Origin of the sequence: Duganella rivi (assembly GCF_009857435.1) — a bacterium.
Lineage (GTDB): Bacteria > Pseudomonadota > Gammaproteobacteria > Burkholderiales > Burkholderiaceae_D > Rugamonas > Rugamonas rivi.
In genome coordinates this window covers 738,372-751,576 of the sequence record NZ_WWCK01000005.1, presented here as the reverse complement: position 1 = coordinate 751,576, position 13,205 = coordinate 738,372, and the positions used below count along the sequence as shown (strand labels likewise).

At 64.4% G+C, this 13,205-nt stretch carries 15 protein-coding genes; 7 read left to right on the top strand and 8 right to left on the bottom strand.

Annotated elements, in window-relative coordinates:
- Together GTP45_RS19530 and kdpE are read left to right on the top strand one after the other, a co-directional pair.
- Positions 1-1,600 (top strand): DUF4118 domain-containing protein (locus GTP45_RS19530; protein WP_161015531.1); only part of this gene is annotated, 1,600 nt, incomplete at its 5' end.
- A 5-nt stretch (positions 1,601-1,605) separates the two neighbouring features.
- On the top strand, positions 1,606-2,301 hold the full coding sequence (gene kdpE / locus GTP45_RS19525; RefSeq protein WP_161015572.1) for a two-component system response regulator KdpE: 696 nt from the start codon (positions 1,606-1,608) through the stop codon (positions 2,299-2,301).
- Here the strand turns inward: kdpE and GTP45_RS19520 are convergent.
- The 4 genes from GTP45_RS19520 to GTP45_RS19505 form a co-directional block, all read right to left on the bottom strand.
- The gene (locus tag GTP45_RS19520; protein ID WP_161015530.1) at positions 2,293-3,183 is read right to left on the bottom strand and encodes a GNAT family N-acetyltransferase; all 891 of its coding nucleotides are present in this window, start codon (positions 3,181-3,183) and stop codon (positions 2,293-2,295) included. The genes kdpE and GTP45_RS19520 overlap by 9 nt on opposite strands.
- A 93-nt stretch (positions 3,184-3,276) precedes the next feature.
- The gene (locus GTP45_RS19515; RefSeq protein WP_161015529.1) at positions 3,277-4,446 is read right to left on the bottom strand and encodes a vWA domain-containing protein; all 1,170 of its coding nucleotides are present in this window, start codon (positions 4,444-4,446) and stop codon (positions 3,277-3,279) included.
- A 1-nt stretch (position 4,447) separates the two neighbouring features.
- A complete protein-coding gene (locus tag GTP45_RS19510) occupies positions 4,448-5,041 on the bottom strand; it encodes a GNAT family N-acetyltransferase (RefSeq protein ID WP_161015528.1) in 594 nt (197 codons plus the stop codon).
- Positions 5,038-5,886: an AAA family ATPase gene (locus tag GTP45_RS19505; RefSeq protein WP_161015527.1), complete on the bottom strand. Its 849-nt coding sequence runs from the start codon at positions 5,884-5,886 to the stop codon at positions 5,038-5,040. The genes GTP45_RS19510 and GTP45_RS19505 overlap by 4 nt, the downstream gene beginning before the upstream one ends.
- A gap of 199 nt (positions 5,887-6,085) precedes the next feature.
- Between GTP45_RS19505 and GTP45_RS19500 the strand changes: the two genes are divergently transcribed.
- Both GTP45_RS19500 and GTP45_RS19495 read left to right on the top strand, forming a co-directional pair.
- On the top strand, positions 6,086-6,424 hold the full coding sequence (locus GTP45_RS19500; protein WP_161015526.1) for a c-type cytochrome: 339 nt from the start codon (positions 6,086-6,088) through the stop codon (positions 6,422-6,424).
- 11 nt (positions 6,425-6,435) lie between these two features.
- Positions 6,436-6,780, top strand: a complete 345-nt coding sequence (locus tag GTP45_RS19495) for a c-type cytochrome (RefSeq protein ID WP_161015525.1) — start codon at positions 6,436-6,438, stop codon at positions 6,778-6,780.
- A gap of 97 nt (positions 6,781-6,877) precedes the next feature.
- On the opposite strand, the gene GTP45_RS19490 is transcribed toward GTP45_RS19495, so the two are convergent.
- Positions 6,878-7,303: a DUF1841 family protein gene (locus GTP45_RS19490; RefSeq protein ID WP_161015524.1), complete on the bottom strand. Its 426-nt coding sequence runs from the start codon at positions 7,301-7,303 to the stop codon at positions 6,878-6,880.
- Positions 7,304-7,385: 82 nt separating this feature from the next.
- Between GTP45_RS19490 and GTP45_RS19485 the strand changes: the two genes are divergently transcribed.
- Entirely contained in the window at positions 7,386-7,967 is a 582-nt protein-coding gene (locus tag GTP45_RS19485; RefSeq protein ID WP_161015523.1) for a malonic semialdehyde reductase, read from the top strand.
- A gap of 36 nt (positions 7,968-8,003) precedes the next feature.
- Here the strand turns inward: GTP45_RS19485 and GTP45_RS19480 are convergent, their stop codons facing one another.
- On the bottom strand, positions 8,004-8,639 hold the full coding sequence (locus GTP45_RS19480) for an RNA pyrophosphohydrolase (protein ID WP_161015522.1): 636 nt from the start codon (positions 8,637-8,639) through the stop codon (positions 8,004-8,006).
- Between the two features lie 203 nt (positions 8,640-8,842).
- Between GTP45_RS19480 and GTP45_RS19475 the strand changes: the two genes are divergently transcribed.
- Both GTP45_RS19475 and GTP45_RS19470 read left to right on the top strand, forming a co-directional pair.
- Complete coding sequence (locus GTP45_RS19475; RefSeq protein ID WP_161015521.1) at positions 8,843-10,579, top strand: proline--tRNA ligase; 1,737 nt, start codon at positions 8,843-8,845, stop codon at positions 10,577-10,579.
- Complete coding sequence (locus GTP45_RS19470) at positions 10,579-11,184, top strand: lytic transglycosylase domain-containing protein (RefSeq protein WP_161015520.1); 606 nt, start codon at positions 10,579-10,581, stop codon at positions 11,182-11,184. Before GTP45_RS19475 ends, GTP45_RS19470 begins: the two co-directional genes overlap by 1 nt.
- A 67-nt stretch (positions 11,185-11,251) precedes the next feature.
- On the opposite strand, the gene GTP45_RS19465 is transcribed toward GTP45_RS19470, so the two are convergent.
- Positions 11,252-11,623, bottom strand: coding sequence for an SWIB/MDM2 domain-containing protein (locus tag GTP45_RS19465; RefSeq protein WP_161015519.1), 372 nt, complete (start codon positions 11,621-11,623; stop codon positions 11,252-11,254).
- A gap of 180 nt (positions 11,624-11,803) precedes the next feature.
- Positions 11,804-13,171: a signal recognition particle protein gene (gene ffh / locus GTP45_RS19460; RefSeq protein WP_161015518.1), complete on the bottom strand. Its 1,368-nt coding sequence runs from the start codon at positions 13,169-13,171 to the stop codon at positions 11,804-11,806.
- Positions 13,172-13,205 lie beyond the last annotated feature (34 nt).

The window sequence follows — 13,205 nt, the reverse complement described above, 5'->3', positions numbered from 1 at the left end:
CGACGGCGTGCCCGACCCGCGCCGCCGCCTGCCCGGCTACATCGCCGCGGCGGCCGCCAGCATCGCGACCGCGCTGGTGGCGGCGCCGCTGCTGGCCTACCTCGACCTGGCCAACATCGCCATGCTGTTCCTGCTGGTGGTGGTGCTGGTGGCGGTGCGCTTCGGGCGCGGACCGTCGGTGCTGGCGACCTGCTGCAGCGTGGCCTGCTTCGACTTCTTCTTCGTGCCGCCGCGCTTCACGCTGGCCGTCAGCGATTTTCAATACCTGATCACCTTCCTGGTCATGCTGGCGGTGGGCCTGATCACCGGCCACCTGACCGCCGACCTGCGCTTCCAGGCGCGGGTGGCGGCGCACCGCGAACGGCGTTCGCGCGCGCTGTACGAATTCGCGCGCGAACTGTCGGGCGCCCTGCAAACCGAGCAAATCTTCGACACCACCCACAGCGTCATCCAGCGCGCCTTCCGCGCCCGCGCCACGCTGCTGCTGCCGGACGACGACGGCCGCCTGCAGCTGCCGCCGCTGAACAGTGCCAACAGTGCCAACAGTGCCAACGGCGGCGGCCTGGCCGCCGACAGCGCCAGCCGCGCCCACCTGTCGCTGCTCGACATCGGCATCGCCCAGTGGGCCTACGACCGCGCCGAGCCGGCCGGCCTCGGCACCGACACGCTGCCGGCCAGCCGCATCTTCTACCTGCCGCTGGTGGCGCCGATGCGCACCCGCGGCGTGCTGGCGATCGAGCCCGGGCAGCGGCGCTGGATCCTGATCCCCGAACAGCGCCAGCAGCTCGACACCTTTGCTGCGCTGGCCGCCATTGCGCTCGAGCGTGTGCACTACATCGAAGTGGCGCAAAACGCCCTGGTCAGCATGGAGTCCGAACGGCTGCGCAACTCGCTGCTGGCAGCGCTGTCGCACGACCTGCGCACGCCATTGACCTCGCTGGTCGGCCTGTCCGAGTCGCTGGCCAGCTCCCGGCCGGCTTTGAGCGCGGCCCAGCAGGAAGCGGCCAGCGCGCTGCACGACGAGGCGCGGCGCATGAGCACCATGGTCACCAACCTGCTGGACATGGCGCGCATCCAGAGCGGCGAAGTGCACCTCAACCTGCAATGGCAGCCGCTGGAAGAAGTGGTCGGCAGCGCGCTGCGCGCGGTGGCCGCGCAACTGGGCGTGGGCGGGCAGCGCGTCAGCACCCGCCTGCCGCCGGACTTGCCGCTGGTGCGCTATGACGCCGTGCTGATCGAGCGGGTGCTGGCCAACCTGCTGGAAAACGCCGCCAAATACACGCCGCCCGGCGCCCATATCGAAATCGCCGCCGCGCTGCACGGCGCCTGGCTCAAGGTGATGGTTTATGATGATGGCCCGGGCCTGCCGCCGGGCCGCGAAGAAGCGCTGTTTGAAAAATTCACGCGCGGCGAACGCGAATCGGCCAAGCCCGGCGTGGGCCTGGGGCTGGCGATCTGCCGCGCCATTGTCGAGGCGCACGGCGGCAGCATCAGCGCCGGCAGCGGCGCGCCGGCCGCGCCGCTGGGCGGCGCCATCTTTACCTTTACCCTGCCGCTAGGCACACCGCCGGCCATGCCGGCCGAGGAAGCACATGAGTGAAGCATATGAATGACAGCGCGCCGACCGCCCTGCTGGTCGAAGACGAACCGCAAATCCGCCGCTTCGTGCGCGCCGCGCTGGAAGAAGAGGGCTGGCAAGTGCACGAGGCGCCGGGCCTGCAGCGCGGCCTGATCGACGCCGGCACCCGCAAGCCCGACCTGATCGTGCTCGACCTCGGCCTGCCCGACGGCGACGGCATCGACTTCGTGACCGACCTGCGCAAGTGGTCGACGGTGCCGGTGATCGTGCTGTCGGCGCGCGTGAGCGAGGCCGACAAGATCCGCGCACTGGACGCCGGCGCCGACGACTACCTGACCAAGCCGTTCGGCACCGGCGAACTGCTGGCGCGGGTGCGCGCCACCCTGCGCCGCCAGCGCCAGCCGGCCGCCGACCATTCAGGCCTGGTGCAATTCGGCGACGTCGCCGTGGACCTGCAACACCGCCGCGTCACCCGCAACGGCGAGCACGTGCACCTGACGCCGACCGAATACCGGCTGCTGGCGGTGCTGGTGGCCAATGCCGGCCGGGTGATGACCAACCCGCAGCTGCTGCGCGCCGTGTGGGGGCCGTCGCAGGCCGAGAACGGCCACTACCTGCGCATCTACATGGGCCATTTGCGCCACAAGCTGGAAGCCGACCCGACCCAGCCGCGCTACCTGCTGACCGAGACCGCGGTCGGCTACCGCCTGCAACTACCCTAGCGCCATGATCTCGTAGCCGGCGCTGGAAGCGTAGTGGTGGAAGTGGCGCCGCTCCAGCATCTGCATCATCTGCGAGCCCGGCTTGCACGCGACCAGCAGGCGGCGCTGGCGGTGGTGGGCGCAAAAGAAATTGACCAGCATCGCGCCCACGCCCTGGTTGCGGAAGGCCGGCGCCACCGCCAGCGCGTGCAGCTCGCGCTCCGGTCCCTTGCTGCCGTCCACCCCCATCACCATCATATAGCCGGCCAGCTGGCCGCCGATCTCCGACACCCAGAACTCCACCGGCACCGTGCTGCGGCCGCCGTCCCAGTTGGTGCGCGGCGCCGTGCCCTCGACGATGCCGGCGCTGAACACCCGCGCCAGCGCGGCCTGGTGCTCGCTGTTCATCACTTGCTGGTCGAAGGCGTCGTCGCCGGTGGCGGTCAGGCCGATGATGCCGGCCACGTCGTCCAGCACGGCGCGACGGATGGTGGCGTCCAGCACCCGGCGGTGGCGCTCGCGCCGTGCCTGCCGCTGCAGGCGGCGCGCGCGCTGCACCAGCCGCTCGCGGGTACGGCGCGCCTGCCAGGCCAGCCACGCCACTAGCGCATAAAAGGCCGCGCTCTGGGCCAGGTCGTAGCTGAGCAACAACAGGCTGTCGTGGTGGTGGTTGGTGTAATCGTAGACGCGCGCGACGGTGGCGACGGCCACGAAGCCTGCCGCCGCCAGCGGCGGCAGGCGCCACGCGGCCAGCGCCACCGGCACGCTATAAAAAGGGGCGTAGGAAATCGCCGCGCCGGTGCCGGTATCAAGCAGGAAGATCACTGCCTGCAGCAGCAACAGGACGGCGGCCACGGTGCGCTGGCGGGCGCCGCGCAGACGGAGAAAAAGAGGACGGAGCATGGCGCAAGGCTAAGCGCTGAATGATCACTCTACAACTTAAGATTTGTATGGAATTGTTTCGATATGAACCTAAGTCAAGCCCGTTGTCAAAGCTTATTTGCTCAGCGTGCGCATGGCCCGCTCCAGCCCGTCCATGGTCAGCGGGAACATGCGGTTATTCATCAGCTGGCGCAGGATGCCGATCGACTGGCGGTACGGCCAAATGTTTTCCGGCTCGGGATTGAGCCAGACGAATTTCGGGAACGCCGCAGTAAAGCGCGCCAGCCAGGTGCTGCCCGCTTCCTCGTTGTTGTATTCGACCGAACCGCCGGCCTGCAGAATCTCGTAAGGGCTCATGGTGGCATCGCCGACGAAAATCAGCTTGGTATCGGGCGGATACTTGCGCAGGATATCCCAGGCCGGGAAGCGCTCCGAGTGGCGGCGCCGGTTGTTCTTCCACAGATAATCGTAGACGCAGTTATGGAAGTAGAAAAACTCCATATTCTTGAACTCCGAGCGGGCGGCCGAGAACAGCTCCTCGGTGCGTTCGATGTGATCGTCCATGGTGCCGCCGACGTCAAACAGCATCAGCACCTTGATGTTGTTTTTGCGTTCTGCTTGCATCTTGATATCGAGATAGCCGGCGTTGTTGGCGGTGGCGCGGATGGTGGCGTCCAGCGCCAGTTCCTCGGCCGCGCCGAGCCGCGCGAACTTGCGCAGGCGGCGCAGCGCCACCTTGATATTGCGGGTACCGATCTCGCGCTCGCCGTCGTAATCCTTGTAGCTGCGCGCTTCCCACACCTTGACCGCGCTGCGGTTGCCGCCTTTGCCGCCGATGCGGATGCCTTCCGGGTTGGTGCCGCCGTGGCCGAACGGCGAAGTGCCGCCGGTGCCGATCCACTTGTTGCCGCCCTCGTGGCGCTCCTTCTGTTCCTTCATCAGTTCGCGCAGCCGATCCATCAGCTTGTCGTAGCCAAACTTTTCCAGCGCCTCGATCTGCTCGGGCGTCAGCTCGCGCTTCATGCGCTGCAGCAGCCAGTCGAGCGGCACGCCGCCGTTGTCCTCGAAGGCGGTCTGGATGCCCTTGAAGTACAGGCCAAAGGCGCGGTCGAACTTGTCGAAGTGGGCCTCGTCCTTGACCAGCGTCAGGCGGGCGAGATAGTAAAAGTCGTCGAGCGAGCCGCTGACCACTTGCTTTTGCATCGCCTCCAGCAAGGTCAGGAACTCCTTGATGGTGACCGGAATTTTGGCATCCTTGAGCGTAAAGAAAAAATCGATCAGCATGTCAGTGCGTCCCGTGCTGCGCCAGCTTGTAGCGCAGGTGTGCCTTGATTTCCGGCCACTCGCCGGCCGCGATGCTGTACATCACCGTGTCGCGCACGGTGCCGTCGCGGCGCGGCTGGTGGTGGCGCAGCACGCCGTCCTTTTTGGCGCCAAGCCGCTCGATGGCCGCCTGCGAGGCGTGGTTGAAATTATCGGTGCGCAGGCCGACCAGCGCCGCGCCCAGCGTCTCGAAGGCGTGGCCGATCAGCAGCAGCTTGCAGGTGGTGTTGACGTGGGTGCGCTGCCAGCTTTTCGCATACCAGGTGTAGCCGATCTCCAGCCGGCCGATGTCGGCCACGATGTCGTGGTAGCTGGTGGTGCCGATCAGCGCGCCGCTGGCGATGTCGATCACGGCAAACGCCAGGCGGGTAGGGCGCTGGGCGATGGCTTTGTAGATGTAGGCGTCCACCTCGTGCAGCGCCGGCACCGAAGTGATGCGCAGCTGCCACAGTTCGCCATCTTGCGCGGCCGCGCGCAGGCCGTCGGCATGGTGGGCGGCCAGCGGTTCGAGGCGCACGCCGTGCAATTCCAGCGTGGTAGGCAGGACCGTGTTCATCGGTTGGTGCGCGACATGAACACCAGGCGCTCGAACAGGTGGACATCCTGCTCGTTCTTCAGCAGCGCGCCGTGCAGCGGCGGCACGATGGCCTTGCTGTCCTGGCTGCGCAGCGCCTCGGGCGGGATGTCTTCCGCCATCAAGAGCTTGAGCCAGTCGAGGAACTCGGAGGTGGACGGCTTCTTCTTCAGGCCCTGCACCTCGCGCAGCTCGTAAAAAGTGTGCAGCGCCTGCGCCAGCAGCTCCTGCTTCAGGTGCGGGTAGTGCACCTGGACGATTTGCTGCATGGTGTCGCGGTCGGGGAACTTGATGTAGTGGAAGAAGCAGCGGCGCAGGAAGGCGTCCGGCAGCTCCTTTTCATTGTTGGACGTGATGATCACCAGCGGGCGGTGCTTGGCCTGCACCATCTCGCGCGTCTCGTAGACGTAAAACTCCATGCGGTCTAGCTCGCGCAGCAAGTCGTTGGGGAACTCGATGTCGGCCTTGTCGATTTCATCGATCAGCAGCACCACCGGTTCCGGCGCCGTGAAAGCCTGCCACAGCACGCCCTTGACAATGTAATTGTGGATATCGCGCACGCGCTCGTCGCCGAGCTGGGAATCGCGCAGGCGCGACACCGCGTCGTACTCGTACAGGCCCTGCTGGGCCTTGGTGGTGGACTTCACGTGCCACTGCATCAGCGGCATATTCAGCGCGGCAGCCACTTCCTCGGCCAGCATGGTCTTGCCGGTGCCGGGTTCGCCCTTGATCAGCAGCGGGCGCTGCAGGGTGAGGGCGGCGTTGACGGCCAGTTTCAGGTCGGCGGTGGCGACGTACTGGTCGGAGCCTTCAAAACGTGCTTGCATGGGAGTGGTCCAGAATGGAAAAGATAAAACAGTATAGAAGGAAACGCTAGAGCCGGTGCTCGAGAGCGCGGCGGCGCCGTGTTGTTTCTAAAAAGTACTTGAGTTAGAATCCCTGCACAAATAGTACAAAAGTCAATATAGTGACACCGTGGTAGAAGTATCCGATATAGCTGTATCCGATTACTTACTTAGAGACACCATGAAAAAACTCACCGCACTCCTCGTGCTGGCAGGCCTGTCGCAAATCGGCGTTGCTGCGGACGTTGTGGGCAACGCCCAGAACGCCAAGGCCAAGATAGAAATGTGCATCGGCTGCCACGGCATCCCCGGCTACAAAGCCACCTTCCCCGAAGTGTTTGCCGTGCCGATGATCGGCGGCCAGTCGGCCAAGTACATCGAAAGTGCGCTGCAGGCGTACAAAAAAGGCGATCGCAAGCATCCATCGATGAAAGGCATTGCCGCCAGCCTGTCGGACCAGGACATTGCCGATGTGGCGGCGTTCTACTCGCAGCAGACCCGTACGTCTGACCCGAAATGAGGACTGAGTTCATGAGCAAATTCATCGCCGCCCTGGGCCTGACCCTGCTGGCCGCCGGCGCCGCCCAGGCGGCCGGCAACGTCGACGCTGGCAAAGCCCTGGCCGAAAAATACGCCTGCTTCAGCTGCCACGGCAAGGATTTCAATACGCCGATCGACCCCAGCTATCCGAAGCTGGCCGGCCAGCACCGCGATTATCTGGAGCACGCGCTGAAAACCTACAAGCGCGGCGACGGCGCCTATGGCCGCAACAACGCTATCATGACCGGCCAGGTCAAGCCGCTGAGCAACCAGGACATCAAAGACGTGGCGGCCTACCTGCACAGCTTGCCGGGCAACCTGGCCACCCACCGCTGATAAAACTCCGGGGTCAGGTCCTCCATTTCTACACGAGCTCTGCCGTAGCCTCGGCTACGGCAGAGCTCGTGTAGAAATGGAGGACCTGACCCCGGATTTACAGGCGGCGTTTGATGGCTTCGATATAGGCGACGCCGTCGGGCGGGGTGCCGGTGCGCTGGGCGTTCCAGATCATCTCGCCCAGGCATTCCATGATTTCGTGCTGCGCCGCGTGCGCATCGTCGAGCTTGAGCGTGAGCTCGGTCGCCAGCGCGCGGATGCCGGGCGGCTGGTCGATCGAGATTTGCTCGTCGATCGACAGGTGCATCGACAGGTGCAGGAAGGGGTTGGCCTGCGCGCCCTCGACCTGGTAGTCGCGGCTCAGCGCCGTCTCCACGTCACTGAGCACGTCGTGGTATTCGGGATGGTGGCGGATCCAGTCGGAGGCCATGGTCTCGAGCGGCGTCAGGATCTCGCTGGCGCGCTGCTTGCGGAAGGTCTCGCAGAAGAATCGGCGGACGTCGTCGGAAGATGGATTAAACATGGCCGCCATTGTACCTCTTGCAGAAGCTGGGCACCGCGCGCGCCTGTTATCATGCCAATTTCACCAACTTGACGAGCAGACCATGCTGAACCAATCCGCCCTCGACACCCTGTTCTACCACGCCCACACCCACAACGGCTGGCAAGACCGTCCAGTCAGCGACGAACAGCTCCAGCAGCTATACGACGCGCTGCGCTGGGCGCCGACCGCCGCCAACGGCTCGCCGGCGCGGCTGGTATTCGTGCGTTCGGCCGAGGCCAAGGCCAAGCTGGCGCCGGCGCTGTCGGAAGGCAACCTGGCCAAGACCCTGGCCGCGCCGGTTACCGTGATCGTCGGCATGGACATGGAGTTCTACGAGAAGCTGCCGCAGCTGTCGCCGGCAGTCGACGCGCGCTCTTGGTTTGCCGGCAACGACGCGGCGATCCAGGCGACCGCCTTCCGCAACTCCTCGCTGCAAGGCGGCTACCTGATCCTGGCGGCCCGCGCGCTGGGGCTGGATGTGGGGCCGATGTCGGGCTTCGACGCCGCCAAGGTGGACGCGGCCTTCTTTGCCGGCACGCCGGTCAAGGCCAACTTCATCTGCAACATCGGCTATGGCGACGCCGCCAAGATCCGCCCGCGCGCACCGCGCCTGTCGTTCGAGCAGGCCTGCCAGATCGTTTAAACGAAAAAAACGGGACAGCCAGGCTGTCCCGTTTTACTAAGCGCTTTTCTTGTCCGCTTCAGCCGCGCCTTCGCAGGCGGGCTGCTCGGCAGAGGCGGCGGCCAAGGCCGGCGCGCTGGCCGCAGCCGGCGTGGCGCGCGGCGGATGCGGCTGGCGCAGGTAGCGCGAGCCGTGCTGCCGGCGGTCGTGGCCGTTCGGCGGCCACGTCAGGAAACGCGACAATTCCTGCAGCGCGCGCTGGTACACCTCGCGCTTGAATTCAATCACGACATCGAGCGGTACCCAGTAATCATGCCAGCGCCAGGCGTCAAATTCCGGGTGATCGGTCAAGCGCAGGTTGACGTCGTTGTCGCGCGCGCACATGCGCAACAAGAACCAGATCTGCTTCTGGCCACGGTAATGGCCGCGGATTTCCCGCTTGATGAAATGGTCGGGCACCTCATAGCGCAGCCAGTCGCGGGTGCGACCGACTATCTTGACGTGCTCGGCCCGCAGACCGATCTCTTCCTCCAGCTCCCGATACATCGCCTGTTCCGGCGTTTCTCCGTACTTGATGCCGCCTTGCGGAAACTGCCATGAGTGCTCGCGCACCCGCTTGCCCCACCACACCTCGTTATGGGCGTTGAGCAGGATGATGCCGACGTTGGGGCGGAACCCTTCCCGATCGAGCATATTGCACCTCAAACTTTCTGCGGCTGAGCTCCCGGTCTTATCTTTTTGCCCACAAAACAGCTGCCCGCCGCCGATTTCCGGGTAGGAAAGCGCTGCGACAGCCTATTATTGAACGCATTTGTATAAAGTATGGACGCATCAGCCAGCTAATCCTTTAAAATTAGGTTGATTATAACCCTCTCTTTTTAAAAAGAATTCACCGTATGCGCGCGTCACGTTTTTTTATTTCCACGCTTAAAGAAGCACCTTCCGATGCCGAGATCGTCAGCCATCAGTTAATGATGCGTGCCGGCATGATCAAACGACTGGGTTCGGGCATCTACACCTACATGCCGATGGGCCTGAAAATCATCCGCAAGGTGGAAGCCATCGTGCGCGAAGAAATGAACCAGTCGAACGCAATTGAGCTGCTGATGCCCCTGATTCAGCCGGCCGAGCTGTGGCAAGAGACCGGCCGCTGGGACAAAATGGGCGCCGAATTGCTGCGCATCAAAGACCGCCACGGCCGCGAGTTCGCGTTCCAGCCGACCGCTGAAGAAGTGATCACCGATGTTGTTCGTTCGGAAATTAAATCGTACCGCCAACTGCCGTTGAATTTTTACCACATCCAGACCAAGTTCCGCGACGAACGCCGCCCACGCTTCGGCCTGATGCGCGGCCGCGAGTTCACCATGAAGGACGCTTACTCGTTCGACCGCGACCTGGCCGGCATGCAAGCCTCGTACAAAATCATGTACGACGCCTACACCCGCATCTTCAACCGCTTCGGCCTGAAGTTCCGCGCGGTGGCGGCCGACAACGGCGCCATCGGCGGCACCGGTTCGCATGAATTCCACGTGATCGCCTCCACCGGCGAAGACGCGCTGGTGTACTGCCCGACCTCGGACTACGCGGCCAATATGGAAGCGGCCGAGGCGCTGCCGCTGGCGGCCGCCCGCCCGGCCGCCGCCCAGGCCTTGACCAAGACCGAAACGCCGAACGCCACCAAGTGCGAGGCCGTGGCCGAGCTGCTCAAGCTGCCGTTGTCGCAGACCGTCAAGACCATCGCCCTGACCGTCGAAGCCGACAAAGACGGAAAACAGACTAAACAGTATTTCATGTTGTTGTTGCGCGGCGACCACGAACTGAACGAAGTCAAGGTCGGCAAAGTGCCGGGCCTGGCCGCGCACCGCTTCTCGACCGAGGCGGAAATCCTCGAAGTGTACGGCTGCGTGCCGGGCTACCTCGGCCCGATCGGCACCAAGGCCCCGGTCACCGTGGTGGCCGACCGCACCGTGGCCAATATGGCTGATTTCGTGTGCGGCGCCAACGACGCCGGCTACCACTACACCGGCGCCAACTGGGGCCGCGACTGCGCCGAGCCGGCCATTGTGGCCGACCTGCGCAACGTGGTGGAAGGCGACGCCTCGCCGGACGGCAAGGGCGTGCTGGCGATCGAGCGCGGCATCGAAGTGGGCCACGTGTTCCAGCTCGGCACCGCCTACTCGGAAGCCATGAAAGCCACCTTCCTCGACGAGAACGGCAAACCGGCGCCGCTGCAAATGGGCTGCTACGGCATCGGCATCACCCGCATCCTGGGCGCGGCCATCGAGCAGAACTACGACGACAAGGGCATCATCTGGCCAACCGCGCTGGCGCCGTTTGAACTGGTGCTGTGCCCGATGGGCATGGACCGCAGCGAGGCGGTCAAGGAAGCGGCCGAGCAGCTGTACGCTGACGCGGTGGCGGCCGGCATCGACGTCATCATCGACGACCGCGGCCACCGTCCGGGCCAGATGTTCGCCGACTGGGAGCTGATCGGCGTGCCGCACCGCGTGGTGATCGGCGACCGCGGCCTGAAAGAGGGCAACCTCGAGTACCAGGGCCGCCGCGACACCGAAGCGACCGCCGTGCCGGTGGCCGACATCCTCGGCTTCATCAAAGGCAAAATGGCGCAGTGATGAGCCTGTTGTCCCGCTGGCTGGGGGCGGTGGCGCTAGCGGGATTGTTGCCGGCCGCGCCGCTGGCGCTGGCCGGCAACCAGAAAGAAGAAGCGCTGGCCGACTCGGTGCGGCTGGCGCTGTCCAACGCCATCAAGGACGCCACGCCGCCGACGCCAACCTTCCGCAATCCCTCCGACCAGGCGCGCTACCAGAACTGGCTGGAAACCATGTCCTACCGGCTCAAGCGCAAGCTGCCGGACGAGCAGACCCGCAAGGAATTCCTCGCCACCGTGTGGTACGAAGCGCGCCGCGCCGGCCTCGATCCGGGCATGGTGCTGGGCTTGATTCAGGTCGAATCGGCCTACCGCAAGTACGCCGTCTCCATCGTCGGCGCGCGCGGCTACATGCAGGTGATGCCGTTCTGGACCAATGTGATCGGCGACAGCAACCGCCGCGCCCTGTTCGACATGCAGACCAACCTGCGCTACGGCTGCGCCATCCTGCGCATGTACCTCGACATGGAAGCGGGCAATCTCTACCTCGCCCTCGGCCGCTACAACGGTAGCCGCGGCAAGCCCGAATACCCGAACGCGGTACTGGCCGCGTGGAATAACTGGAAGTGAGGCCGCCAGGCGAGTGGGCGAAAAAAAACCGGGGATTGCCCCGGTTCTTTTTTTGTCAGTGCCCGCCTTATTTCAGGTGGTCGGAAATGAGCTTGGTCATTTCAAACATGGACACTTGGGCTTTGCCGCCGAATACGGCTTTCAGCTTGTCGTCGGCATTGATCATGCGGCGGTTGGCCGGATCTTGCAGGTCGAACTTCTTGATGTAGTCCCACACTTTCTTGGTCACTTCGGTACGCGGCAGGGCGGCGGCGCCCACGACGGCAGCCAAGGAGGCGGATGGCGTCAGTGCCTTCATGAAGGCGGCGTTAGGTTTGCGTGCTGCCGGTGCTTTTTTCACCGCTGGTTTGGCTGCTGCTTTTGCTGGTGCTGCTGCTTTCTTCGCGGCAGGCTTCGCTGCCGGTTTCTTAGCTGGTGCTGCTTTTTTGGCTGTTGCCATATTCGAGCCTCCTTAACGAACACATGGAAAATTGCGCAATTGATCGCACCGGGTAATATTGGTGGGGATTTAACCCTTACGCAACTGTTTTTTGCGTTTTTTCCCGGAAACACCACGTAAACACGGGGCGTAGCCCGGGTTTACGCGGTTTTTCCCTGTGGCGGAGGCCGATTGCGCCGCTTAGCGCAGGCCCGGCATCATGCCCTTCATCGAGCGCATCATCTTCATCATGCCGCCGCCCGAGAGCTTTTTCATCATGGTTTGCATTTGCTCGAACTGGGTCAGCATGCGGTTGACTTCCTGGACTTGCACGCCGGCGCCGGCCGCGATGCGGCGCTTGCGGGTGGCTTTGATCAGTTCCGGCTTGGCGCGCTCGGCCGCCGTCATCGAGTCGATGATGCCGACCATGCGCCGCACCTGCTTGTCGGCCTGGTCCATGTTGGCGTTGCCGGCCGCTTGCTGGAACTGGGCCGGCAGCTTGTCGACCAAGTTGGCCATGCCGCCCATGTTCTTCATCTGGCTGAGCTGCGCCTTGAAGTCGTTCATGTCGAACTTGCCGCCCGACTTGACCTTGGCGGCCAGGTCGGCAGCGGCCTTGGCGTCGACGCCCTTGCGCGCTTCTTCCACCAGCGCCAGGATGTCGCCCATGCCCAGCACGCGGTTGGCCATGCGGGTCGGGTCGAACGCTTCCAGGCCGTCGAGTTTTTCCGAGACGCCGGCAAACTTGATCGGCTTGCCGGTAATGTGGCGTACCGACAGCGCCGCACCGCCGCGCGAATCGCCGTCCAGCTTGGTCAGCACGATACCGGTCAGCGGCAGCGCGTCGTTGAAGGCCTTGGCGGTGTTGATCGCATCCTGGCCCAGCATGGCGTCGACCACGAACAGGGTCTCGATCGGCTTGACCGCGCCGTGCACGGCGGCGATTTCCTGCATCATCGCTTCATCGATACCAAGGCGGCCGGCGGTGTCGATGATCAGCACGTCGTGGTAGTGCTTCTTGGCCCAGTCCAGCGCGGCCAGCGCGATCTCGACCGGCTTGTCCTGCGCGGTCGACGGGAAGAAGTCGGCGCCCACTTGCGCCGTCACCGATTGCAGCTGGGCGATCGCGGCCGGACGGTACACGTCGGCCGACACCGTCAGCACTTTCTTTTTCTTTTGTTCCTTGAGGTACTTGGCCAGCTTGCCGACGGTGGTGGTTTTACCCACACCTTGCAAACCTGCCATCAGGATGATGGCCGGCGGCTGTTGGGCAAAGCTGATCTGCGCCGCTTCCGGGCCGAGGTCGGCGCCCATGATGGCGGCCAGCTCGCGCTGCACCACGCCGACCAGCGCCTGGCCCGGCGACAGCGAGGAAATCACTTCCTCGCCCAGGGCTTTTTCCTTGACGCGGGCGATGAACTCGCGCACGGCCGGCAGGGCGACGTCGGCCTCCAGCAGCGCCATGCGCACTTCGCGCAGCATCTCGGCGGTGTTGGCTTCGGTCAGGCGGGCCTCGCCGCGCATGGTCTTGACGACCTTGGCGAGGCGTTGTGTCAGATTGTCTAGCATGTTGTTGAACCTGTGGGCAGAAAGTGGCGTCCGG